We start from the raw sequence: 21,530 nt of genomic DNA on the forward strand, positions 1-21,530 counted from the left end.
GGAAAACCGGCCGGCGAATCACCGCAAAAACGGTGCAAAATCCGGCCCGATCCAGGGGTCAGGCCGAGTCAGTGGCACAAGCCCCCATAATTGATTGATTCAAAACAGCTATTGGCACCCATAAACTGCACGCCAAACATGGCGGTGGCGAGCCGATTCAGCTAGACTGCACGCCATGAGCGAGGAAACGAATCAGGACTATGGCGCGGACTCCATCAAGGTCCTCAAAGGGCTTGATGCGGTGCGCAAGCGGCCGGGCATGTATATCGGGGATACCGATGACGGGTCGGGCCTCCACCACATGGTCTACGAAGTGGTCGACAACGCGATTGACGAGGCGCTGGCCGGCCATGCCGACAAGGTCGAGGTGATCCTTCACCCCGACGGTTCGGCGAGCGTGTCGGACAACGGCCGGGGCATTCCGGTCGACCTGCACGAGGAAGAAGGCGTCTCGGCGGCCCAGGTCATCATGACCCAGCTGCATGCGGGCGGGAAATTCGACCAGAATTCCTACAAGGTTTCCGGCGGCCTGCACGGCGTGGGCGTGTCGGTCGTCAATGCGCTGTCCGATACGCTGGACCTGACCATATGGCGCAAGGGCAAGCAGCACGAGATGCGCTTCCGCAATGGTGAACCGGAAGACGGCAAGGATCTCGCCGTGACCGGTGACGCGCCGATGACGGACCAGGGCAAGCCGCTGTCCGGGACGCTGGTGCGCTTCATGCCGTCCGAACAGACTTTTTCCGACATCGAGTTCAAGCGCGAGACGTTGCTCCACCGGTTGCGCGAGCTCGCCTTCCTCAATTCCGGTGTGCGGATCGTCCTGAAAGACCTGCGCGAGGCCGAACCCTTTGAAGAAGTGATGGTCTATGAGGGCGGTGTTGCGGCCTTCGTCTCCCATCTCGACCGGGCCAAGACCGCGCTCTTCACCCCGCCCGTCTACATTACCGGCGAGCGCGAAGGCGTCACGGTCGAGGCGGCGCTGGAGTGGAATGACAGCTATCACGAAAACGTCCTCACCTTCACCAACAACATCCCCCAGCGCGACGGCGGCACACACCTGGCCGGTTTCCGGGGCGCGCTGACGCGGATCATCAACAATTACGCGGCCTCGTCGGGTCTCGCGGCCAAGTCCAAGGTGGCGATCACCGGCGACGATGCGCGCGAGGGACTAACCTGCGTCCTTTCCGTGAAGGTTCCCGACCCGAAATTCTCCTCCCAGACCAAGGACAAGCTGGTCTCCTCCGAGGTCCGCCCGGCGGTGGAAGGCATTGTCGGGGAAAAGCTCGGCGAATGGTTCGAGGAGCATCCCGCCGAGGCGAAAATGGTCGTCGGCAAGATCATCGAGGCGGCCTCGGCCCGCGAGGCGGCGCGCAAGGCGCGCGAGCTGACGCGGCGCAAGTCGGCGCTCGACATCACCTCCCTGCCCGGCAAGCTCGCCGACTGTCAGGAGAAGGATCCGGCGAAGTCCGAAATCTTCATCGTCGAGGGTGATTCCGCAGGCGGGTCGGCCAAGTCGGGCCGCAACCGGTCGAACCAGGCCGTGCTGCCGCTGCGGGGGAAAATCCTCAATGTCGAGCGCGCGCGCTTCGACAAGATGCTGTCCTCAGACCAGGTCGGCACGCTGATCACCGCGCTGGGCGCGGGGATCGGGCGCGACCAGATCGACTATGAGAAGCTGCGCTATCACAAGGTCATCATCATGACCGATGCCGATGTCGACGGTGCACACATCCGCACGCTGCTCCTGACCTTCTTCTACCGGCAAATGCCCGAACTGATCGAGCGCGGCCATCTCTTCATCGCCCAGCCGCCGCTCTACAAGGTCACGCGCGGCCGGTCCGAACGCTACATGAAGGACCAGGCCGAAATGGACGCCTCCCTCCTGGAGGAAGGCGCGAGCGAAGCCTCGCTGCGGCTCGCCGATGGCAGTGTCATCGCCGGGGCGGACCTGAATGACCGCGTCGCCGCGGCCCGTCTCGTCAAGCTCGCCGTTGACCGGCTCGCCCCGCGCGCGCCGGCCTTCGCGGTCGAGGCTGCCGCCCTTGCCGGTGCGCTCCAGCCTGACGCGAAGGATACTGCGATCGAAAGCGCGACCGCGCTCCTCAACCGGCTGGCCGACGAGGGCGAGGATGGCTGGGCCGGTCACGAAAATGACGAGGGCGCGCTGGTCTTCTCCCGCGAAGTGCGCGGCGTCACCGAAACGGTCGTGCTCGACCACGCCATCCGCGTCACGCCGGATGCGAAACGCCTGTCCGAACGCGCGGCGGTCATCGCCGCAGACTATACCGGCGAGGCGCTGTTCTCGGGCAAGACGGGCGATATCCGCATCGTCACCCCCTCCCAGCTGGTCAACACGGTCGCGGCCGCCGGGGCCAAGGGCATGAAAATCCAGCGCTACAAGGGGCTCGGTGAAATGAACCCGGACCAGCTCTGGGAAACCACGCTCGACCCGGAAGCGCGCTCGCTCCTGCGGGTCAAGGTCGACGAGCTCGCCGAGGCTGACGACCTGTTCTCGAAACTGATGGGCGATGTCGTCGAACCGCGCCGCGAATTCATCACCACCCACGCGCTCGAAGCCGAGGTGGATACGTGATGGACGCCGCAATAGGTCTTATTGGTGTAGTTATTGGGGCCTGTATTGGCTTAATCGGAGCGTGGCTTGGACCAAAATGGCAGGCGGCGGAGAACGCCAAGAGTTTAAAAATTACAATTGTAACATTCATTGACGATCAAATATCCAGTTATATTTCAATAATAGACACTTTAACAAAAATTAGAGGCAAAACCGGAATAATACAATTAATAACCTTAAATCAAGTCTTTCCAGAGTATAATTCCTTTGAAAGAAATAGAGAGCATCTTTTAAGGTTAGATAATGAAGAAATAAGATACAAAATAAAACAGGTGTTCGCTGAATTAAATTCAACCGCGCAAGTTTTATATAATCTCGTTCAGCAAGAATCTAATATACCTGCTGAGGGCAGGGATGATGATTACCACAAAAATTTGATACAAAACATTGATTACGCATGGGGGAGGTTTTTAGAGTTTGAAGGACGACTTGTTAGCTTAAGAAAAGAGCTAAAAGCTCTGACCGATTAGCAACGAATTAGTGTGATTTAACAATGTCATAGCAGTCAAATTTTAGATGTGGGTTATTCTTCGGATATTCCCGACGAAAGTCGGGACCCAGTTTCTTATCTGGACCCCGGCGTCCGCCGGGGAAACAGGTCGATACAATCTCGCGTCATCACCCGCCGTCGTGCGGGTGATCTCTTTAGGCCGGGATGCCCCGAATAAATCGGGGCATGACGACGGATCTCTTTACGCATACGGCCCTTGGACTTGATCCAAGGGCCCAGAATGCGACCTGACTGGGTCCTTGGATCAAGTCCAAGGACCGAACAGGGATCGCAAAGTCGCAAGAATGTACTACTTGTGCGCCACTCTCCTCTCCCTTGAGGCGAGAGGTGTCCGCGAAGCGGACGGAGAGGGTGGGAAACGCAAACGAATAGAGTCACCCGCCCCTTCCGTCTGACGCTCCGCGTCAGCCACCCCCGATCCAGTCGAGGGCAGGCCTTCCCCCTCAAGGGGAAGGAGAAACACCCTCTCCCTCGAGGGAGAGGGTGGCCCGCCAGGGCCGGGCAAGGGGGCTGTCATTTGACCTTTCCCTTCTGCGGCGCGATATGAGCGCGCAACGGACATCACCGCTTTCACCAGACCCGGAGACCTCCCCCATGCGCGAGATCCACCATTTCATCGACGGCAAGAGCTACAGCCCCAAGGCGGACCGCCATGGCGACGTCTACAATCCCAATACGGGCGAGGTGCAGGCGCGCGTCAGCTTTGGCGGTGCGGACGTGGTGGACAAGGCGGTCGCCGGAGCGATCAAGGGCCAGCGCGAATGGGCGGCGATGAATCCGCAGCGCCGCGCGCGGGTGCTGTTCAAGTTCAAGGACCTCGTCGAGCAGGAAATGGACGAGCTGGCGCATCTGCTCTCGTCCGAACACGGCAAGGTTCTGGCCGATTCCCGCGGTGACGTCATCCGGGGCCTGGAAGTGATCGAATTCGCCTGCGGCGTGCCGCACCTGATGAAGGGCGAGTATACCGAGAGCGCCGGCACCGGAATCGACGTCTATTCCATGCGCCAGCCGCTGGGCGTGGTCGCGGGCATTTCACCGTTCAACTTCCCGGCCATGATCCCGATGTGGTTCATGGGCATGGCGCTGTCGACCGGCAATGCGATGATCCTGAAGCCGTCCGAGAAAGACCCGTCCGTTCCGGTGCGCCTTGCCGAGCTGTGGATGGAGGCCGGCCTGCCTGAAGGCGTGCTGCAGGTCGTGCATGGCGACAAGGAGGCGGTCGACGCCCTCCTCACCCATGACGCCATCAAGGCGGTCAGCTTCGTCGGTTCGTCGGACATCGCCCACTACATCGCGCGCACCTGCACCGAGCAGGGCAAGCGCTTTCAGGCGATGGGCGGAGCCAAGAACCATGGCATCATCATGCCCGACGCCGACATGGACCAGGTGGTCAACGACTTCCTCGGCGCGGCCTATGGCTCGGCCGGCGAGCGCTGCATGGCGCTGCCCGTCGCGGTGCCAGTGGGCCAGAAGACCGCCGACGAGTTCGTCGCGCGCATGACAGAGGAAGCCCAGAAGCTGCGCGTCGGCGTCTCGACCGATGCCGATGCCCATTACGGCCCCGTCGTCTCGGCCGCGCACCGCGCGAAGGTCGAGGACTACATCACGATGGGCGAGAAGGAAGGCGCGAAAATGTTGCTCGACGGCCGCGGCTTCAAGCTGCAGGGCCATGAGAACGGCTTCTTCATCGGCCCGACCCTTTTCGATCACGTGACACCGGACATGCAGTCCTACCAGGACGAGATATTTGGCCCGGTGCTCCAGGTCGTCCGCGCCAAGGACCTGGAAGAAGCCGCTCATCTTCCCAGCGATCACCAGTACGGAAACGGCGTGGCGATCTTCACCCGCAACGGGCTCGCCGCGCGCGAGTTTGCCGCCAAGGTTCAGGTCGGCATGGTCGGCATCAACGTGCCGATCCCGGTGCCGGTCGCCTATCACTCCTTTGGCGGCTGGAAGCGCTCGGCCTTTACCGACACCAACCAGTACGGCACCGAGGGCATCCGCTTCTTCACCAAGATCAAGACGGTGACCCAGCGCTGGCCCACGGGCGATATCGGCGACCAGGCCTTCGTCATCCCGACGATGCAGTAGGGGCTTGGTCCCCCTCACCCTCCCCAACCTTCGCTATCGCTCCAGGTCGGGTCCCCTCCCTCTCCCTTGAGGGAGAGGGTGGCGCGAGAGCGCCGGGTGAGGGGGAAGCCTAAGCATCGAGCGCCGCCCGTTCGATCAGCGTTTCGGCGAGCTGATAGAGGTCCGGCACAGACGGGACAGTGTTGAACTGTAACGCTGCGGCAATATCGAGATCATCGCGGTAGGCGAGTACACTCATATAGGCCGGGAACCAGCCGCGATGGCCAATGAGGGCCGGCCCCGGCGAGACGCGGCACTCACAGGCCATGCCATAGCGCCAGTCCTCGCCCTCGCGCACGATAACGCCGCTGCCGGGTTCTGCATCCGAGATCAGTGTCAGATAGTCACCTGAAAACACGTTGCCCCCAAACCAGAGCCGTCCCCAACGGGCGAGATCGCCGGCGCGGGTGGCCATGCCGCCGCCCGTCCACTCCGTCATCGGGTGCATGACGAGGGTCTCGTCTTGGGCACATGTCTGAGGCAGGCCGAAGGGCGGGCTTTCCATCCGGCTGGAGGCGAGGCCCGGAATATGACGCTGCGTTGCCGGGACGATACCGCCCATGAGCCGGTGGGGTTCCAGGATTTCGCGGATGACGAAGGACTCGTAGCGCTCGCCTGTCACCGCCTCGATGACGAGGCCGGCGAGGAGGTAATTCGTATCCGCATAGGAAAAGCTCTCACCCGGCGTAAAAAGCGGACCGGCGGCGATGGCGAGCGGCAGGCTCTCATCGGAGAGGATGGGCCGGTCGGGATCGTTCGTCAGACGGTCAGCGTGAAGCGGCCCGAAGCCGGGTTGTTCGAGATACTCCACAAGTCCCGTCCGGTGGGTGAGGCAATGGCGCACCGTGATCGCGTCGCGATGCGCGAGATCGTTCCACCAGGGCCTGTCGGACAACCAGGTCGAGATCGGCGCGTCGGGATTGAGCCGCCCGTCGAGGATCAGTTTTGCCGCTGACGCGGCCACGAAAGTCTTGCCCGTGCTGCCGGCCTGCATCAGATGGTCAGGACGCATGACCTCGCCGGTGTCGCGATCAGACAGGCCCGCTGCGGCGGCAAGGACCTGTCCGCCGGGCAAGGCCAGACCTGCCGTCATGCCGGTCAGGTTGAAGTCCTGCAGCCGGGTCTCGGCCCAGGCATTGAGCCAGTCCGGCGTGGATGTGCCGCCTGGCGCGCAGCCAGTCAGCGCCACGCCGCTCAGCATCACCGTTCCGGCGACCATTTCGCGCCGCGACATGCGTATCGTCATCCCCAGCCCTTTCCTTCTGATCTCAACCGTGACCCAGCCGGATTAATTCAGGCACTGAATTTTCGGTAAGGGGGGCAAAGCTTCCAGCGAACGGTACCCGCTTCTTATCGTCATGTTTCGGCCCTTGGACTTGATCCAAGGGTCCATATAGACCGATCAAACAAGCTGCCGGCCTGGACAGCGAATCCGACTTGGGTTCCGCAACGCAGACACCCTTCGTTCAAGGTTCCGGCTCAGGCCACCAAGCGGCCCGGCCGGGATAACACAGCAAAGGAACGCCGCTTTCCTGGGCCCTTGGATCAAGTCCAAGGGCCGAACATTGGATAGTCCGCGCATTTCCGGACCCTCAGAAATATTTGTTTCCCTCGAGGGAGAAGGAGGCGCGTAGCGCCGCGTAAGGGCGATCATGGTCTTCGCTTGCCTCCCCGGCTGGCGGGTCTAGTCTTCATTCCATGACGACTTTCACTTTCCGCACCGTGCCACACATCGTCTTCGAGGACGGGGGCTCGGAGCGTCTGGCGAGCCTGGCCGCGCCGCTACTGCATCATGCCCGCCGGGTGGTTTTCATCACGGACAAAGGTGTACGGAGTGCCGGGCTGCTGGATGCCGCGCTCGGTGATTTCATGGACGCCGACATCGCGGTTCATGTCATCGACAGCGTTGTGGCCGATCCGCCCGAGCAGATGGTGCTGGACGCCGCCGAGGAGGCGCGCCGCTTCGGAGCGCAGGCCGTCATTGGCTTTGGCGGTGGCTCGCCCATGGATACCGCCAAGATCGTCGCGCTCCTCCTGGGCGGTGACCAGCCTTTGTCCGAAATGTACGGCGTTGATCAGGTCCGGGTGCGCGGACTGCCGCTCATCCTCGTACCCACCACCGCCGGGACGGGATCAGAGGTGACCAATGTTGCGGTTCTGACCACGGGCGCGACCTCGAAACGGGGCATCGCCGCGCCGCCGCTCTACGCGCAGATGGCGGTCCTCGATCCCGGCCTGACGCTGGGCCTGCCCAAGCACGTCACCGCCGCGACCGGTATCGACGCCATGGTCCATGCGATCGAGGCCTATACCAACAAGCGGTCGAAAAACCCGGTGTCCGACGCGCTGGCGCTGGCGGCGCTGAAGAAACTCATTCCCGCGCTGGAACGCGCCTGCGCTGACGGTTCGGACCGGGCTGCGCGCGGCGACATGCTGCTGGGCGCGATGCTCGCCGGGCAGGCCTTTTCCAACTCGCCGGTCGGGGCGGTCCACGCGATGGCCTATCCGCTGGGCGGGATATTCCATGTGCCGCACGGGCTGTCGAATTCGGTCGTTCTGCCGCCGGTGCTGAAATTCAACGCTGTGGCCTGCGAAGACCTCTACGCCGAGATTGCCACTCATTGCGGGCTGAAGCCGGGGTCGGCGGGGCTGATCGACGAGATGGAGCGGCTGGCCGACGCGGTCGGGATCGAACGCCGCCTGTCGCAGCTCGGGATTTCCCATAACGATATTCCGCGCATGGCCGAGGACGTGGCGGCCAATGACCGCCTCTTGCCCAACAATCCGCGCGAGCTCGGCTATGACGACATCGTCGCGCTCTACGAGGACATATTGTGAGCGGAGCCCGCGCGGTCCGCGCCGACTACGCGGTCTTCCAGGCGATCACGACGCGCTGGAACGACAATGATGTCTATGGCCACATCAACAATGTCGTCTTCTACGAATTCCTCGACTCGGTGGTGAACCGGCACCTGATCGAGGCAGGCGTGCTCGATTTTGAACGCGGCGACCAGATCGGTCTCGTCGTGGAATCGGGGTGCCGCTTTCATGCCCCGCTCAGCTATCCGCAAACGCTGGAAGCCGGCCTGCGCGTGGCCAAAGTCGGTACTTCCTCGGTGCGCTATGAAGTTGGCCTGTTCGCCGAAGGCGCGGACGAGGCCGCGACCGAAGCCTTTTTCGTCCATGTCTATGTCGACCGGGCGACACGACGGCCGAAACCGCTGGGTGAGGACTTCCGGCAAGTTGTGGAGGGGTTGGTTAAATCTCCCCGTTAAAGCTTCCTCTCCCCCTTGGGGGAGGGGATTGAGGTGAGGGGGGTCGTGCCGGATGGTACGCGACCTTGAACCAACCCCTCACCCTGACCCTCTCCCCTTCTAAAAGGGGAGAGGGAATTTGCACCCTTGCCACCCCCGCCCGTGCGCTGGCATGAGACGGGCATGCGCCAGATCGACCGCCCGCTTTACCTGATCCTTGCCGCCGTCCTGGCTTTCGGAGCCGTGGGCGGCGCAATGCTGGTCCTGGTGCTGCGGGCTGGGGCCGGTTGATGGCGAAAATCCACCCCACCCTTACCCTCCCCTCGAGGGGAGGGAAATGCGCCTCCCTCCCCCTTGGGGGAGGGCCGGGGTGGGGACGTATAACGTGACCACACCCATCGAGATATGGCGGGCGCGCGTAGCGAGTGGCGAACTCAACCCCGATTCCGGTCAGGAAGTGGCGGCCCTCGCGCTGACGGATCTGCATCACCGGCTGGCGCAATGGCGGGTGAAGGATGGCTGGTTCCGTCACAAGACGCCGCCGCCAAAAGGGCTTTACCTCTGGGGCGGGGTCGGCCGCGGCAAGTCGATGCTGGTGGACGCATTCTTCGCGAATGCGCCGAAAACCCCGAAGCGACGGGTCCACTTTCACGCCTTCATGCAGGAAACTCATGAAGCGATCGGGGCATGGCGGAAGCTGTCTGCCAGCGAGCGCCGGGCCCACGACCACCATGTGCGCGGTGCGGGCGATGATCCGATTCCGCCCGTGGCGAAGGGCATCGCAGCCTCGGCGCGGCTGTTGTGCTTTGACGAATTCCAGGTCAGCGACATCGCCGATGCCATGCTGCTGGGGCGGCTCTTCGAGCAATTGTTCGAGCGCGGCGTGGTGGTCGTGGCGACCTCGAACCGGGCCCCCGATGACCTGTATTCCGGCGGGATCAACCGCCAGCTTTTCCTGCCCTTCATCGACCTTCTGAAAGGCCGGCTGGACGTTCTGAAGATTGCCGGCGGGACTGACCACCGGCTGGCCCAGCTGACCGCCGCGCCAGTCTATTACACGCCGTTGGGTGACGAGGCCGACGCGGCGATGGATGCCGCGTGGGACCGCCTGACCGGCGGTGCGGACAGCAAGGCAGCCACGCTGACCGTCAAGGGCCGTCAGATCCCTGTGCCGCGAGAGGCCGCCGGCGTGGCGCGCTTTACCTTTGACGATCTCTGCGCCAAACCGCTGGGGCCGGGCGATTACCTGGCGCTGGCCGTGCGGTTCCACACCGTGTTGCTTGATCGCGTGCCGAAACTGTCACCGGACAAGCGCAACGAGGCGAAGCGTTTCGTCACATTGATCGACGCCCTCTACGAGGCGAAAACCAAGCTGGTGGTGAGCGCGGAAGCGGAGCCGGATGCGCTGTACCCGGACGGGGACGGATCGTTCGAATTTGAGCGCACCGCTTCGCGCCTGATGGAGATGCGCGGGGAAGCCTATCTCGGGGCCGCGCACGAAGAGGCAAACGCAAAGGAAGGCTGAAGACATGTCGCGATCAATCGGACTGGACGAGACCCTGACCGCCTATGTGCGCGGCGCGAACCGGGAGGAAATCCCGGCACTGAAACGCTGCCGCGAGGAAACGGCCAAGCGCGACGATGCCCGGATGCAGATCAGCCCTGAACAGGGGGCGTTCATGGACCTGATCGCGCGCATGACCGGCGCGAAGACGGCCGTCGAGATCGGTGTCTATACCGGGTATTCCGCACTTGCGACGGCGCGGGCGATGAAGGACATGCATGGCGAAAATGCGCGGCTCTTCGCCTGCGATGTCAGTGCCGACCTGATCGGGATTGCTGAAACCTACTGGGCTGATGGCGATGTCGCCGACGTCATCCAGCCGGTCATCGGCGATGCCCGCCGGACACTGGCCGGACTTGTGGAGGACGGTCTCGCCGAACAGGTCGACTTCATGTTCGTCGATGCCGACAAGACCGGCTATCCCGACTATTACGCCGCCGCATTGACCCTGCTCAGGCCGGGCGGGGTGATCCTCTTCGACAATGTGCTGTGGAGCGGATCGGTGGCGAACCCGGAAAAGACCGACGACGACACCGAAGCCTTGCGCGCGATCACGGCGAAGGTCCGCCGCGACGACCGGGTCCACATGGCCTTCACCGCCATCGGCGACGGGCTGTTGATGGCAATGAAGAAGTAAGCGGTCGCGGCGAACCCGGTCCGCCTACCGCCACGTCCATTCGAAGCTGAAACTCTGTTCGCCGCTCATGTCGGAAATGGTGGCGGTCATCGTGTCACCGGCGCACGCATAGCGGATGCGCTGGGGGGCGTCGTGGGTCCGGGTTCTCGAAGATGGCAAAGCCGTCGCCGCTCTCGACCAGTGCGAAACAGGTCGCCGCGCCGCCACCCGGCTGGGCGCAGTATTCGCCTTCGCCGGCGTCGCTGTAGGCGATGCGCAGGAATTCAAAGGCCCGGACCTCGCCGTCCACAAAGGTCCGGTTCGTTCCGAGGAGGAGATGGCCTTCGTCACTGGTCCAGCTGTCCTCGACCATTTGCCGGCGAGACGCCGCGCCTCGTGCGCCGTCCAGCGACGTTTGACCCGGTCTACGGCTAGGGCCGAGCCTATTCGACCCGGGCGTAGGTCCAGACCTGTGCGCGGTTTTCATCGAGACTGGAGATGGTGATGGTCAGGGCGTCGCCGAAACGCTCATAGCGCAGGCGCTGAGGGAAGTCGTGGCTCGGATTCTCGAACACCGCCATGTCGACACCGGACTCCGCCAGGGTGAATTCCGTCGCGGGCTGGCCGCCGGGCTGGGCGTAATAGACCGCACCGTGATGGGTGGTGATGCGCAGAAATTCGAACGCCGTTGTCTCGCCATCACGGATATAGCGGACATAGCCCATCAGGCTGCCGCCCTCCTGCGCGCTCCACACTTCTTCGGAGACGCGCCCCTCGCTTTCCGCGCGCCAATGCCCGGAGAGCCAGCTGAGATCAGCGTCCTGTGCCAGCGCCGGCGCGGCCATGGCCAAACCGGCAGAAAACGCTGCCAGCATCATGATCTTGCGCATGGTGATACCCTCCCCGATGGACGACATGGATCAGTCTAGACCGGGGCGAGCGATTTGTCGCGCGCCGGTCCGTGGGAGCCCGCCTTGCGGGGCGCGGGAAGCGGCGCTACACCGCGTGCCAACATCTTCTCGAACAGACTTTGCCAAGGAGACTTCCCATGGCCCGCAACAAGATCGCCCTTATCGGTTCCGGCATGATCGGCGGCACGCTCGCCCACATCGCTGCGCGCGAGGAGCTGGGCGATGTCGTCCTGTTCGACATTGCCGAAGGGGTGGCCAAGGGCAAGGCGCTCGATATCGCGGAAGCCAGCCCGGTTTTCGGCAAGGACTCCACGCTGAAGGGTGCCGACGATTATGCCGCCATCGCGGGCGCGGATGTGTGCATCGTCACCGCCGGTGTGCCGCGCAAGCCGGGCATGAGCCGCGACGATCTCCTGGGCATCAATCTGAAAGTCATGAAAGCGGTCGGCGAAGGCATCGCCAAGCACGCGCCGGATGCCTTTGTCATCTGCATCACTAATCCGCTGGACGCGATGGTGTGGGCGTTGCGTGAATTTTCCGGCCTGCCGCACAACAAGGTCGTTGGCATGGCCGGCGTACTCGACTCGGCCCGTTTCCGCTACTTCCTCGCCGAGGAATTTGGCGTGTCGGTTGAAGACGTGACCGCTTTCGTGATGGGCGGGCATGGCGACACGATGGTGCCGCTGCTGCGCTACTCGACCGTGGCCGGTATCCCGGTGCCGGACATGGTCGCGATGGGCTGGTCCACAGATGAAAAGATGAGTGCCATTGTCGACCGCACACGCGGCGGCGGCGGCGAGATCGTCGCCCTTTTGGGCAATGGCTCGGCCTATTATGCGCCGGCGGAAAGCGCCATCGACATGGCGGTGTCCTATCTGCGCGACAAGAAGCGGATCCTGCCCTGCGCGGCCCACCTGACCGGTCAGTTCGGCGTTGACGGCATGTATGTCGGCGTCCCGGTCGTGATCGGTGCGGGCGGTGTGGAGAAGATCGTCGAAATCACGCTCAATGATGACGAGCAGGCGATGTTCGACACGTCTGTTGCCGCGGTGCAGGGCCTCGTGGATGCCTGCAAGGGTCTCGACGGCAGCCTGAAATAGGGGTTCGCGGGCTTCGGGCTATCCCAGTCCGAATCCGGCAATCTGGCCGACCTGACCGGTGTTCAGGCGCATGATCTCGAAGGTCAGCGCCAGCAAGGCCGTATTCCATGCCAGAACCGGCCAGAGCGACACTCCGGCCAGGCGCGTCGCCTTGCCGGCCGCCCAGGCCGCGAAGATCGAAACCATCCAGATCGCCGCGATGGCCAGGAAGCCGAGCGTGACATCGCACAATACGAGAAAGAGAACGACCCAGACCGCCGTCCCGGCCAGCAGGACGAGTTCGGTCAGAATGGCCAGCCAGCGCCAGCCGGGCCGGCCAAAGCGCTCGGTCGCCCAGATCGTGTAAGCGAGCAACAACGTCTTGGCGATCCACAGCCAGACCAGCAGATTGACTGGCGGCATCCAGCCGGGAAGGTTCAGCTCCTCGGTGGCCCAGGCCGCAGCCCCGGACGCAAAGGCCCACCCGGCCGCGGCCCCCGTCACGGCGGCGGCGGCGATCAAATAGAACGCTAGGCGTCCCACAGTGGGATGGTCACGCTGGGTCAAGGGCTGCTCCACACCGCAAAATACGGCTATCCGCGTCCCTTCTGTGCAAAGCTTGCGCCGGAAAAGGGCGCGAAAATGGCACAGTCTGTTTTCTGATCAGCGTAGCTTGTGAATTCCTCCCTTTCGCGCGAGCATTCCCGCTACGCGGTATGCTTGCCTGAAAGGCCTCGCCATGACGTCGCTCTCGGATGCGCTTGGACCGGTTCTGGAAACGCCACGACTGCGCCTGCGGCCGCCGCAGGAAAGCGATCTGGAGCCCCTGATTGCCGTGATGGGGGACGAGGAGACCGCGCGGTATATCGGCGGGGTGCAGTCGCCGCCCCTGGTCTGGCGGGCGCTGGCGGCGCTGATCGGCCATTGGGCCATTCGCGGCTATGGCTTTTTCGTGCTCGAAGACCGCGAAACGGGCGACTGGATCGGCCGGGTGGGGCCCTGGTATCCGCATGAATGGCCGCAACCGGAAGTCGGCTGGACGATTGCCCGTCAGCACTGGGGCAAGGGCTATGCGGCCGAAGCTGCAGCGCGGGCGCTCGACTGGGTCTTTGACGATCTGGGGTGGGAGTCGGTCGCTCACCTCATCCACAAGGACAATGCGGGCTCGGCCAGCGTGGCGCGCAAGCTGGGTTCGACGAATTCGGGCCGCGAAGTGGCTGTGCCCGGCTTTGACATGCAGGTCGATATCTGGGGACAAAGCCGCGAAGACTGGTCGAGAAACCGGGCCGCGCTGCAGCGGTAATATACAATTATATCAATAATCTACATTGATCCCAAAGCTCGGCGCAAGCAGGGACTTTGACATCAATTCGATAGTTAGCTAAATATCGATTCATGAGCAAGGTCTTCAAAGCCCTGTCCGACCCGACCCGCCGCCGCGTCCTTGAGCTGCTCAAGGCCGGTCCAATGAGCGCGGGCGAACTGTCGGCCCAGTTCGACGTGTCCAAGCCGACGATGTCGGCGCACTTCGCCGTGCTGCGCGAGGCCGACCTCGTCACCTCGGAGAAAGTCGGGAAATCGGTCGTCTATCAGCTCAAGATGTCGGTTCTGGAAGACGCCCTCCTCGGCTTCGCCCAGGCCTTCGGCTGGCAGTTGCAGGACATTCCCTCCGCGCCCGGCCCCAAGGCCGGTTCCGGCCCGGACTCCGCGAACACCCGAAAGGTATCTGACCCATGATCGCCCTGACCCTGACCGCTTATCCGGTGCGAACCGCGCTGCTGACCGCTTTTGTCCTGACCGTGATCAACTGGACACTGGACCCGGGCAAGATGCTGCTCTGGGGCGGCGTCGTCGCCGTGGTGGCCGCAGGCCTTTTTGCTGCGTTCACGTTGGGGCGCGGCGAGGGGCAGAGCGCCCGGTCGATCCGCGCCAGCCTGTTCGGGGCTTCGCTGATGATCAGCGGGGGCCTGACCGTGTCGATCGGCGACCAGCTGGGATGGCTGTCCGACGCCACCGGTCAGCGCCTGTTCGGCGTCATGGTGGGCCTGATGCTGGTCGTGACCGGCAATTTTCTGCCGAAAACCGTCCGGCCGCTGACGCAGTCGCGCTGTGACCGGGCGCGCCTGCAGAAAATCGAACGCTATGCCGGCTGGCTGCTGGTGGCGGCCGGTCTGGCTCATACCGCCCTCTGGGTGTTCGCCCCGGCTGACCGGGCCAACACCGCCGCGATGATGGTTGTCGCCGGGGCCCTGTTCCTGATCGCCGCAACCTGGCTGGTCGTCGCCCGTGAAGACAAGTCACGCGCCCGCCCGCACTAGGAGACTGTCATGACAGAGACATTGCACAAGCCGTCGCACCCGGTATCCATCGCCTTCGCCGTCTTGCTGATCGCGGGTCTGGCCGGGGTCGTCCTCGCCGGGGCGTTCGATTGGCTCGACCGGGATTTGACACGTCGGCTGGCCTGTATCGTTTTCGGCCTGATGCTGCTGGGAGCGGGCAATATCCTGCCCAAGATTGTAATGCCGGTCCGGTCCGGCCGTGCCTATCCGGGGATGCGGCGCGCCGACCGGCTTGCCGGAGCGATCTTTGTTCTCGCTGGTCTGGCCTGCGTCGGAGTCGCGGTGTTTGCTCCGGCTGACGGTATTCTGCTTATCGAATCCGTCATCGGAATCGGAACCTTCATGGTTGCCGGACTGATCTGGTCGGGAGCAGCGCTGGCCGCGCCGCGCGCTGAAACCGCCGACACCGAACAAAGCCCCGAAACTGCCCGGGCGAAGGTTCAACGCCTGTCGGTCTTCCTGATCCTGAACGGCCTGTTCTGGGCCTTCCTGATCTTCGTCGCGGACATTGTCTGGGGCGATGCGGGCGCGCAGTGGATGCTGGTCCCCTTCATCATCGTGAACAGCCTGCTCGCCGTGACGCAGATCAAGCTGTTCCGGGGTCTGAAATCCTAGAACCAGCCCGCCTCCCGCAGACGGGGAGCGTGGGTCCGGCTGACGGGCACTTCCATGCCATCGGAGAGTACCAATGTGGCTCGTCCGCCTGACACACGCGCGTCGGTGACGGCTGCTCGGCTGACCCACCAGGACCGGTGGGTCTGTGCGCCTTCGAGCGCCTCCACGGCGGCAATCGCATCAGCCAGCCGCATCAGGATCAGCGCATCACCGGCTGAGGTATGGACCCGCAGATAATGGTCCTCGGACTGGAGCGCCCGGATTTCAGCCCGGCGCAGTCGTACCGGCAGCTTGTCGGTCAGCGCACGTCCCGCGAGCGGCTCCGAACTGCCCTGCCCGCTGGCGTGGCGGTCCTTCAAATAACTGATCGCGGAGACGGCGGCCGAGATCACCCAGACCAGCGCAAAGACCATGGGCCAGACGGATAACGGTGTCGGATCACCGAACAGGGCCTGAAGGGTCAGCACCGCGGCGGTGACCGGTATCGCGACCAGAATGGAGACCAGCGCGTAAGCGAGCCATTCCGGCCAGGTGCCCGAAACCGGCTCGATCATTCGCGTGGCGACCTGGCCGCAGATCGTCCCGAAAGCGATCAGCCCGACCCAGTAGAACCAGACAGCGGGCCAGCCCAGTCCGGCGGTCTGGTACGGCGCGAGAAAAGCCAGAAACGTCCCGACAACCAGGAAAAATCCCGCGCTGGGCAAGATCGCCCGGATCGGTTTGGTCCACTTGCCCACGCGCCGCTCCTGTCCGTTCACGTATCGCGAACGGGAGAATAGCGCGGTTCGCGGCGGGAATAACCCCGCTCGCGAATTGCCGGTTTCTCCGGTCCCCGATCCGCGCCAGTGGGAGGGCCTCACAGCCCGCACCCTGCAATGGAGGATTTACATGCGGACCGCTCTTTTTCTGATCACGAGTTTCGCGCTCGCTTTCCCGGCCCTGGTTTTCACGCTCGACCAGGCCGCCGGCGATCCCGTTATCCTGTGTGGCGGAGCCCGGTCATGACTTCACTGCGTCATCTCGCCATTGGCTTCGTCTTGCTGACCGTCGTTGTCGGTGCCGCCCTCTGGCAGGCGACCGGAGACAATTTCCCGGCCGTGCTCGCCGGCATGGCCAATTCCTACAAGGGAATCCAATTTAACCTCGCCCCTCTGTTCGAAGCGAACTGGGTCATTCAGATCCATGTCGCCGCAGCGATGTCGGCCCTCGTGCTCGGTGCGGTCCAGCTGGCCGCCCCGAAAGGCACGCTACCCCATCGCACACTGGGCTATGTCTGGGCGGTGCTGATGGTGACGACCGCGATCAGCGCGATCTTCATTCGCGAGATCAACGGCGGCGACTTCAGCTTCATCCACATCTTCGTGCCGCTCACCCTGTTGGGCCTCGTCGGGGTGATCGCCAATGCGCGCAAGATGAAGACCGAGAAACACCGCAATGCCGTCCTGGGCCTGTTCTTCGGCGCGCTTCTTCTGCCGGGCCTGTTTGCGTTCATGCCCGGGCGGCTGATGTGGCAGATCGTCTTCAGTGGGTGAGACCTTCACGCCGGTGTGGGCGAGGTGAACAAGTGGTAGGTCTGCCTGTTGGTTCAGCTCGCCAGGATTCCCGGCAATCGAACTGAGGGGACATGTCATGATCAGGTTAGCCACCCTGGCAGGTATGCCTCTCTGCGCCTGAAAGCGCGCGGCGGTTCGCAGAACAACGATACCTGTGTCGCCACCGGTGAAAACCGCCAGCTCGTGCGGATCGATAGGCAGGGACAGGACATGCGGTTCCAGGCCCTGCCACCGCTGGCCGCGCCGCAAGGCCCACTTGACCGCCAGGACTCCTACCAGCGCAGCAGGCGGGGTCCGAGCAGGGCACCGGTACCGGCCACCACCAAAACTGCCAGCAGATACCAGCTGGCCAGGAAGGTGAGGCTGGTCTCGGCGCATCCCAGCGAATAGATCGCCGCCGCCCCGCCGCCCGCAACCAGCCCTGCGGCCAGTCCGGCTGCGCGCGGGCGCGTCGGCGCCATGCGGCGCAGGCCGATGACGCTGGCGACGAAGAGCGGTGCCGACAGCAGGCCGACTTTCCACAGACAGCTCGACCAGGAGTGGCCAAGCAGGGCGTCGATCCGCGCGCCATCAGATGTGAGGACCAGATTGACCAGTCCGGCCAGCACCAGTGCCGCGGCCAGAAGACCGGCGGCAAGAAGGCCATTGCCGGGCTTTCCGCCCGGCCGTGAGAGGTGCAGGAGCGCGGGTGCTGCCAGGGCCGCGATCAGTGCCATGACGCCGAACTTGATCCAGAAATGCGGCAACATGACCGCGCTTTCCATGTCGGTCCGGAGCCCGAAGACAAACACGACAATGCCCAGCGGGATGAGCGCTGCGGCCGCCATCGGCGCAAGCACGGTCAGGACCGGACGGCGGGGCGGGGCCGGCTGCAGGTCATCGGCTAGCGTCTCGATCAGATCCTTCATGGGTCGGTCTTTCCGCTGTCGTCGAGGCTGGCGGATGCGGTCTTGAGGCCGCGATGCACGCTGACCTTGATCGAGGATTCGCTGGTGCCGAGCGCGGCGGCGGCCTCGCGGGTCGACAGACCGTCGATCCGGGTCAGGCGAATGGCGCGGGCCTGCTTCTCCGGCAGGCGGCCCAGCAATTCCTCGAGATCCATGCGTGCGCCGGCCGCTTCGGCATCGTCGGCGAGGTCGGCGGCGAAGCGGGCTTCGTCCAGGGGTTCGGTACGCCGCACTTTCAGCCGCCGGTAGTGGTCAATTAGCTTGTAGCGCGCAATGCCGTAGAGCCAGCCCGAGAAGGCCAGACCCGGATCATAGGTTGCGCGTTTCACATGCACGGCCATCAGGGTTTCCTGTACCAGATCGTCGACGCTGGCCGCATCGGCGGCGAGGCGGCGCGAAAAATAGGCGGACAGCCGGCCCTGCAGGGCCACCAGAAGCTCCCGATAGGCGCTGGCGTCACCCTGCTGGCCGAGTGCCATCAGGACGGCAAACCGGGTCTCCTGATCAGGCATGTCCGCGAACTGCTCCCCCTGTCCTTCGCACCAGACGGTCTGACGGTTACAGGCCACGACTCATTCAAGACACCCGGGCCGGTGCGCAGGTCAGTCTAGCCCCGGTCGTGGAGCGGGCAAAACCGGGTTTTCACCGCCTGGCAGGTACGGCTCACGAAGCCGTGAACGCAACAAAGGCCGGGAAATTAGTCTATATAATTCAATATACTATCGCGTCGTGACTCACGCCACCGCGGTTTTCTGGCCACCCGCCTGTAACCGCATCGCCGCCCGGCGCGAAGGAGGGAGCGTGGCCGGCCTGCCCGGTCAGTCACTGCCTCAGGCTCAACTTCACTGGAGATCAAGACCGATGAAAACCCAAACCAAATTCGCCGCCCTGACCGCGTCCGCCTTTGCGCTGTCGCTGGCCTCTGCCGTCGCCCACGCCGATGATGGCGACATGGACGAGATGGCCGCTGACGGCCAGGAACGCTGCTACGGCGTGGCGCTGGCCGGCGAGAATGATTGCGCGGCCGGGCCGGGCACGTCCTGCCAGGGCACGTCCACCGTCGACTACCAGGGCAATGCCTGGACCTATGTCGAGGAAGGCACCTGCGAGAGCATCGAAACGCCCTACGGCAACGGTTCGCTCGAGCCGATCGAGCGCCCGTAGGCTCTCCGGCCTTTTTCGCACATGTCCTCCCACAGCCCCGCTCCCGCACCCGTCCCGCCCCCCGCCATGGGTGCCGGTATCGGGCTGAAGGCCGCGCACTATCGCGCCGCGCTCGAGGCCCGAGACGCGGGGCTGTGGGTGGAAGTGCATCCGGAAAACTACATGTCAGAGGGCGGGCCACGCCTTGCCTGGCTCGATGCCATCGCGGCGGAACACCCCCTCTCGCTGCACGGTGTCGGCCTGTCACTGGGTGGGACCGAACGGCCGGACCGTGACCATCTCAAGCGCCTGAAAGCGCTCGCTGACCGCTACGCCCCGGCGCTGATGTCGGAACATCTCGCCTGGTGTGCCCATGACGGGGTCTATTTCGGTGACCTGCTGCCCGTTCTCTACACGTCTGACGCCCTTGACCGCTTCTGTGCACATGTCGACGAGACGCAGGAGGCGCTGGGCCGGACGATACTCATCGAAAATCCCTCCCATTATCTGAATCTGACAGCCGAGATGGCGGAGACGGACTTCCTCGCCGAAACGGTTCGCCGGACTGGCTGCGGTCTCCTCCTCGACGTCAACAATGTCCATGTCAGCGCGAACAATATGGGATATGACGCGCGCGCCTATCTGGACGCGCTGAACCTGTCGGCCGTCGGTGAAATCCACCTCGCCGGGCATACGCCGGACGCCACCCATGGCGAGGCGCTGCTGATCGACAGCCATGACGCGCCGGTGCGCGATGATGTCTGGGATCTGTATGACCATGTACTGGGTTTGACCGGGCCGGTCCCGACCCTGATCGAGCGGGATTCCAACCTGCCGGACTTTGCCGAGCTGATGGCAGAGCGTGACCAGGCGCAGGCCTGTTTGGACCTCGCCGCATCACGGAGCCGGGACCATGCCTGATACCTGGCAGGATCTTTTCGCCAGCGCTCTCGTGACCGGCGATGCTTCACGGATCGCGTCGCGCCTGTCGGATCCGGACGCGCCGGGCTTTGCCGTCTATCGCAACACGGTCGTGCGCAGCGCGGTCGATGCGCTGGGCGACGCCTACCCGGCAGTCAAACGCCTCCTGGGCGACCAGCGGTTCTCAGCCGTTGCGCGCGCCTTCTGGGAGGCCCATCCGCCGCGCGAGCGCACGCTCAGCCTCTATGGCGAGGGGTTCGCCGCCATGCTCGATCACCATGACGCCTCATCGCCCTATCCGTGGCTGCCGGACGTGGCCCGGATCGACCGGGCCTGGCTGGAAAGTCATCACGCCGCAGACGCACCGCTCCTGACGCTGCGCAATGTGCAGGGTGTCGAACCGGCGGCGCTCGCGTCACTGCGCGTCCGCCTGCACCCCGCGGTCCGGGTCATCGCATCGGATTTTCCGGCCTGGTCAATCTGGCGGACCAATCGCGAGGACGAAACGGTCCGGCGTGTCCGCCTCGGCGAGGGGGGCGAAATCGCACTCATTCATCGCCCGGCCGGCGAAATCCGGCATCGCCGTCTCGAACAGGCCGAAGCGGGGTTTCTGAAGGCGCTGGCCGCAGGCGAAACGCTGGAAGCCGCTGCCGCGATACTGACCGACCCCGGCCAGGACCCGATCCAGATTTTCATCCGCCTCCTCAAGGAAGGCCTGTTTGCGAGGGATACCGCATGACGCCGCAACCATTTGACGGGCATCGCCCGGCGTTCGGCCCGGCCGGCCAGCTCTATTATCGCGCCTTCGGGATGGCACGGCGCGTCATCAGCCATGACGCGTTGGCGCTGTTTGCCCGCATCGTCATTGCGGGCGTGTTCTGGCGCTCGCTCATTCTCAAGGTCGAGACCTTCGGGGTGATGCACTATGTCGAGGTGATCAACAATTTCGAGGTCGAGCGCTTTCGCTTTAAACTGCCTGAACTGCCGCTGACCCTGAAACAGACGACGCTCAATCAGTTTGCCGGCGATTTCGCCCTGCCGCTGATCCCGCCGGGCGTGGCGGCGTGGATGGCGACGCTGGCCGAATTCACCCTGCCGATCCTGCTCGTACTGGGACTGGCGACGCGCCTTTCCGCGCTGGGCCTCATCGGCATGACGCTGGTCATCCAGATCTTCATTTTCCCGACCTGGGCGCATTTCTGGGGCACGGCGGCGCTGTGGCTTGTCCCATTGCTCTATCTTGTCAGTCGGGGCGGCGGACGGCTGTCTCTGGACTTCGTCATCGGGCGGAAACTCGCTCCTTCGGCCTGAG

Annotated in this window: 24 protein-coding genes; 17 read left to right on the top strand and 7 right to left on the bottom strand. The window is 63.9% G+C overall.

The features are described from left to right. Positions 1–175 precede the first annotated feature (175 nt). From gyrB to V0U35_RS02320, 3 genes are all read left to right on the top strand, one after another. Entirely contained in the window at positions 176–2,596 is a 2,421-nt protein-coding gene (gene gyrB / locus V0U35_RS02310; RefSeq protein ID WP_330195035.1) for a DNA topoisomerase (ATP-hydrolyzing) subunit B, read from the top strand. After that, positions 2,596–3,105 (top strand): hypothetical protein, encoded by a 510-nt coding sequence (locus tag V0U35_RS02315; protein ID WP_330195036.1) that lies wholly within the window; start codon positions 2,596–2,598, stop codon positions 3,103–3,105. Before gyrB ends, V0U35_RS02315 begins: the two co-directional genes overlap by 1 nt. Positions 3,106–3,740: 635 nt before the next feature. Then, on the top strand, positions 3,741–5,237 hold the full coding sequence (locus V0U35_RS02320) for a CoA-acylating methylmalonate-semialdehyde dehydrogenase (protein WP_330195037.1): 1,497 nt from the start codon (positions 3,741–3,743) through the stop codon (positions 5,235–5,237). Between the two features lie 109 nt (positions 5,238–5,346). Here V0U35_RS02320 and V0U35_RS02325 read toward each other — a convergent pair whose 3' ends face one another. Further along, positions 5,347–6,522, bottom strand: coding sequence for a serine hydrolase domain-containing protein (locus tag V0U35_RS02325; RefSeq protein ID WP_330195038.1), 1,176 nt, complete (start codon positions 6,520–6,522; stop codon positions 5,347–5,349). Between the two features lie 452 nt (positions 6,523–6,974). Between V0U35_RS02325 and V0U35_RS02330 the strand changes: the two genes are divergently transcribed. The 4 genes from V0U35_RS02330 (at position 6,975) to V0U35_RS02345 (ending at position 10,731) form a co-directional block, all read left to right on the top strand. Beyond that, a complete protein-coding gene (locus V0U35_RS02330; RefSeq protein ID WP_330195039.1) occupies positions 6,975–8,114 on the top strand; it encodes an iron-containing alcohol dehydrogenase in 1,140 nt (379 codons plus the stop codon). Further along, the gene (locus tag V0U35_RS02335; RefSeq protein ID WP_373696359.1) at positions 8,108–8,551 is read left to right on the top strand and encodes an acyl-CoA thioesterase; all 444 of its coding nucleotides are present in this window, start codon (positions 8,108–8,110) and stop codon (positions 8,549–8,551) included. Before V0U35_RS02330 ends, V0U35_RS02335 begins: the two co-directional genes overlap by 7 nt. Positions 8,552–8,867: 316 nt before the next feature. Beyond that, positions 8,868–10,055, top strand: a complete 1,188-nt coding sequence (gene zapE, locus V0U35_RS02340) for a cell division protein ZapE (RefSeq protein ID WP_373696342.1) — start codon at positions 8,868–8,870, stop codon at positions 10,053–10,055. A gap of 4 nt (positions 10,056–10,059) precedes the next feature. Next, on the top strand, positions 10,060–10,731 hold the full coding sequence (locus tag V0U35_RS02345; protein ID WP_330195042.1) for an O-methyltransferase: 672 nt from the start codon (positions 10,060–10,062) through the stop codon (positions 10,729–10,731). A 94-nt stretch (positions 10,732–10,825) separates the two neighbouring features. On the opposite strand, the gene V0U35_RS02350 is transcribed toward V0U35_RS02345, so the two are convergent. Continuing rightward, entirely contained in the window at positions 10,826–11,083 is a 258-nt protein-coding gene (locus V0U35_RS02350; RefSeq protein WP_330195043.1) for a DUF6265 family protein, read from the bottom strand. A gap of 70 nt (positions 11,084–11,153) precedes the next feature. Next, entirely contained in the window at positions 11,154–11,600 is a 447-nt protein-coding gene (locus tag V0U35_RS02355; protein WP_330195044.1) for a DUF6265 family protein, read from the bottom strand. 158 nt (positions 11,601–11,758) lie between these two features. Between V0U35_RS02355 and mdh the strand changes: the two genes are divergently transcribed. Continuing rightward, positions 11,759–12,721, top strand: a complete 963-nt coding sequence (mdh, locus tag V0U35_RS02360) for a malate dehydrogenase (RefSeq protein ID WP_330195045.1) — start codon at positions 11,759–11,761, stop codon at positions 12,719–12,721. A gap of 18 nt (positions 12,722–12,739) precedes the next feature. Here mdh and V0U35_RS02365 read toward each other — a convergent pair whose 3' ends face one another. Beyond that, positions 12,740–13,267, bottom strand: a complete 528-nt coding sequence (locus tag V0U35_RS02365; protein WP_330195046.1) for a tryptophan-rich sensory protein — start codon at positions 13,265–13,267, stop codon at positions 12,740–12,742. Positions 13,268–13,439: 172 nt separating this feature from the next. Here V0U35_RS02365 and V0U35_RS02370 point away from each other — a divergent pair, with 172 nt between their 5' ends. The 4 genes from V0U35_RS02370 to V0U35_RS02385 all read left to right on the top strand — a co-directional run bounded on the left by V0U35_RS02370 (position 13,440) and on the right by V0U35_RS02385 (position 15,654). Continuing rightward, entirely contained in the window at positions 13,440–14,003 is a 564-nt protein-coding gene (locus V0U35_RS02370) for a GNAT family N-acetyltransferase (protein WP_330195047.1), read from the top strand. 92 nt (positions 14,004–14,095) lie between these two features. Beyond that, positions 14,096–14,437, top strand: a complete 342-nt coding sequence (locus V0U35_RS02375) for an autorepressor SdpR family transcription factor (RefSeq protein WP_330195048.1) — start codon at positions 14,096–14,098, stop codon at positions 14,435–14,437. Further along, a complete protein-coding gene (locus V0U35_RS02380; RefSeq protein ID WP_330195049.1) occupies positions 14,434–15,018 on the top strand; it encodes a hypothetical protein in 585 nt (194 codons plus the stop codon). Before V0U35_RS02375 ends, V0U35_RS02380 begins: the two co-directional genes overlap by 4 nt. Positions 15,019–15,027: 9 nt before the next feature. After that, positions 15,028–15,654, top strand: a complete 627-nt coding sequence (locus V0U35_RS02385) for a hypothetical protein (RefSeq protein ID WP_330195050.1) — start codon at positions 15,028–15,030, stop codon at positions 15,652–15,654. Here the strand turns inward: V0U35_RS02385 and V0U35_RS02390 are convergent. Further along, positions 15,651–16,391: a LytTR family DNA-binding domain-containing protein gene (locus V0U35_RS02390; protein ID WP_330195051.1), complete on the bottom strand. Its 741-nt coding sequence runs from the start codon at positions 16,389–16,391 to the stop codon at positions 15,651–15,653. The two genes, V0U35_RS02385 and V0U35_RS02390, sit on opposite strands and share 4 nt — an antisense overlap. Before the next feature lie 264 nt (positions 16,392–16,655). On the opposite strand from V0U35_RS02390, the gene V0U35_RS02395 reads away from it, so the two are divergent. Then, positions 16,656–17,186, top strand: a complete 531-nt coding sequence (locus V0U35_RS02395; RefSeq protein ID WP_330195052.1) for a DUF2306 domain-containing protein — start codon at positions 16,656–16,658, stop codon at positions 17,184–17,186. Positions 17,187–17,479: 293 nt separating this feature from the next. Here the strand turns inward: V0U35_RS02395 and V0U35_RS02400 are convergent, their stop codons facing one another. Continuing rightward, complete coding sequence (locus tag V0U35_RS02400; protein WP_330195053.1) at positions 17,480–18,115, bottom strand: NrsF family protein; 636 nt, start codon at positions 18,113–18,115, stop codon at positions 17,480–17,482. Further along, complete coding sequence (locus tag V0U35_RS02405) at positions 18,112–18,666, bottom strand: sigma-70 family RNA polymerase sigma factor (RefSeq protein ID WP_330195054.1); 555 nt, start codon at positions 18,664–18,666, stop codon at positions 18,112–18,114. The genes V0U35_RS02400 and V0U35_RS02405 overlap by 4 nt, the downstream gene beginning before the upstream one ends. 349 nt (positions 18,667–19,015) lie before the next feature. Here V0U35_RS02405 and V0U35_RS02410 point away from each other — a divergent pair, with 349 nt between their 5' ends. The 4 genes from V0U35_RS02410 to V0U35_RS02425 all read left to right on the top strand — a co-directional run bounded on the left by V0U35_RS02410 (position 19,016) and on the right by V0U35_RS02425 (position 21,529). Beyond that, positions 19,016–19,318, top strand: coding sequence for a BufA1 family periplasmic bufferin-type metallophore (locus tag V0U35_RS02410; RefSeq protein WP_330195055.1), 303 nt, complete (start codon positions 19,016–19,018; stop codon positions 19,316–19,318). Between the two features lie 66 nt (positions 19,319–19,384). Beyond that, positions 19,385–20,218 carry an MNIO family bufferin maturase gene (gene bufB, locus V0U35_RS02415; protein WP_330195056.1) on the top strand — a complete coding sequence of 278 codons (834 nt, stop codon included), beginning with the start codon at positions 19,385–19,387 and terminating at the stop codon, positions 20,216–20,218. Continuing rightward, on the top strand, positions 20,211–20,957 hold the full coding sequence (locus V0U35_RS02420; protein WP_330195057.1) for an HvfC/BufC family peptide modification chaperone: 747 nt from the start codon (positions 20,211–20,213) through the stop codon (positions 20,955–20,957). Before bufB ends, V0U35_RS02420 begins: the two co-directional genes overlap by 8 nt. Beyond that, positions 20,954–21,529, top strand: coding sequence for a DoxX family protein (locus V0U35_RS02425; RefSeq protein ID WP_330195058.1), 576 nt, complete (start codon positions 20,954–20,956; stop codon positions 21,527–21,529). Before V0U35_RS02420 ends, V0U35_RS02425 begins: the two co-directional genes overlap by 4 nt. Position 21,530: the final 1 nt, after the last annotated feature.

This window comes from Hyphobacterium marinum (assembly GCF_036330325.1).
Taxonomy (GTDB): domain Bacteria; phylum Pseudomonadota; class Alphaproteobacteria; order Caulobacterales; family Maricaulaceae; genus Hyphobacterium; species Hyphobacterium marinum.

Coding starts and splice junctions, on each gene's coding strand:
- V0U35_RS02375 (WP_330195048.1), top strand. CDS start 14,096: ATGAGCAAGGTCTTCAAAGCCCTGTCCGACCCGACCCGCCGCCGCGTC.
- gyrB (WP_330195035.1), top strand. CDS start 176: ATGAGCGAGGAAACGAATCAGGACTATGGCGCGGACTCCATCAAGGTC.
- mdh (WP_330195045.1), top strand. CDS start 11,759: ATGGCCCGCAACAAGATCGCCCTTATCGGTTCCGGCATGATCGGCGGC.
- bufB (WP_330195056.1), top strand. CDS start 19,385: ATGGGTGCCGGTATCGGGCTGAAGGCCGCGCACTATCGCGCCGCGCTC.
- V0U35_RS02330 (WP_330195039.1), top strand. CDS start 6,975: ATGACGACTTTCACTTTCCGCACCGTGCCACACATCGTCTTCGAGGAC.
- V0U35_RS02385 (WP_330195050.1), top strand. CDS start 15,028: ATGACAGAGACATTGCACAAGCCGTCGCACCCGGTATCCATCGCCTTC.
- V0U35_RS02405 (WP_330195054.1), bottom strand. CDS start 18,666: ATGCCTGATCAGGAGACCCGGTTTGCCGTCCTGATGGCACTCGGCCAG.
- V0U35_RS02350 (WP_330195043.1), bottom strand. CDS start 11,083: ATGGTCGAGGACAGCTGGACCAGTGACGAAGGCCATCTCCTCCTCGGA.
- V0U35_RS02320 (WP_330195037.1), top strand. CDS start 3,741: ATGCGCGAGATCCACCATTTCATCGACGGCAAGAGCTACAGCCCCAAG.
- V0U35_RS02380 (WP_330195049.1), top strand. CDS start 14,434: ATGATCGCCCTGACCCTGACCGCTTATCCGGTGCGAACCGCGCTGCTG.
- V0U35_RS02370 (WP_330195047.1), top strand. CDS start 13,440: ATGACGTCGCTCTCGGATGCGCTTGGACCGGTTCTGGAAACGCCACGA.
- zapE (WP_373696342.1), top strand. CDS start 8,868: ATGCGCCTCCCTCCCCCTTGGGGGAGGGCCGGGGTGGGGACGTATAAC.
- V0U35_RS02355 (WP_330195044.1), bottom strand. CDS start 11,600: ATGCGCAAGATCATGATGCTGGCAGCGTTTTCTGCCGGTTTGGCCATG.
- V0U35_RS02420 (WP_330195057.1), top strand. CDS start 20,211: ATGCCTGATACCTGGCAGGATCTTTTCGCCAGCGCTCTCGTGACCGGC.
- V0U35_RS02400 (WP_330195053.1), bottom strand. CDS start 18,115: ATGAAGGATCTGATCGAGACGCTAGCCGATGACCTGCAGCCGGCCCCG.
- V0U35_RS02315 (WP_330195036.1), top strand. CDS start 2,596: ATGGACGCCGCAATAGGTCTTATTGGTGTAGTTATTGGGGCCTGTATT.
- V0U35_RS02410 (WP_330195055.1), top strand. CDS start 19,016: ATGAAAACCCAAACCAAATTCGCCGCCCTGACCGCGTCCGCCTTTGCG.
- V0U35_RS02425 (WP_330195058.1), top strand. CDS start 20,954: ATGACGCCGCAACCATTTGACGGGCATCGCCCGGCGTTCGGCCCGGCC.
- V0U35_RS02345 (WP_330195042.1), top strand. CDS start 10,060: ATGTCGCGATCAATCGGACTGGACGAGACCCTGACCGCCTATGTGCGC.
- V0U35_RS02395 (WP_330195052.1), top strand. CDS start 16,656: ATGACTTCACTGCGTCATCTCGCCATTGGCTTCGTCTTGCTGACCGTC.
- V0U35_RS02325 (WP_330195038.1), bottom strand. CDS start 6,522: ATGACGATACGCATGTCGCGGCGCGAAATGGTCGCCGGAACGGTGATG.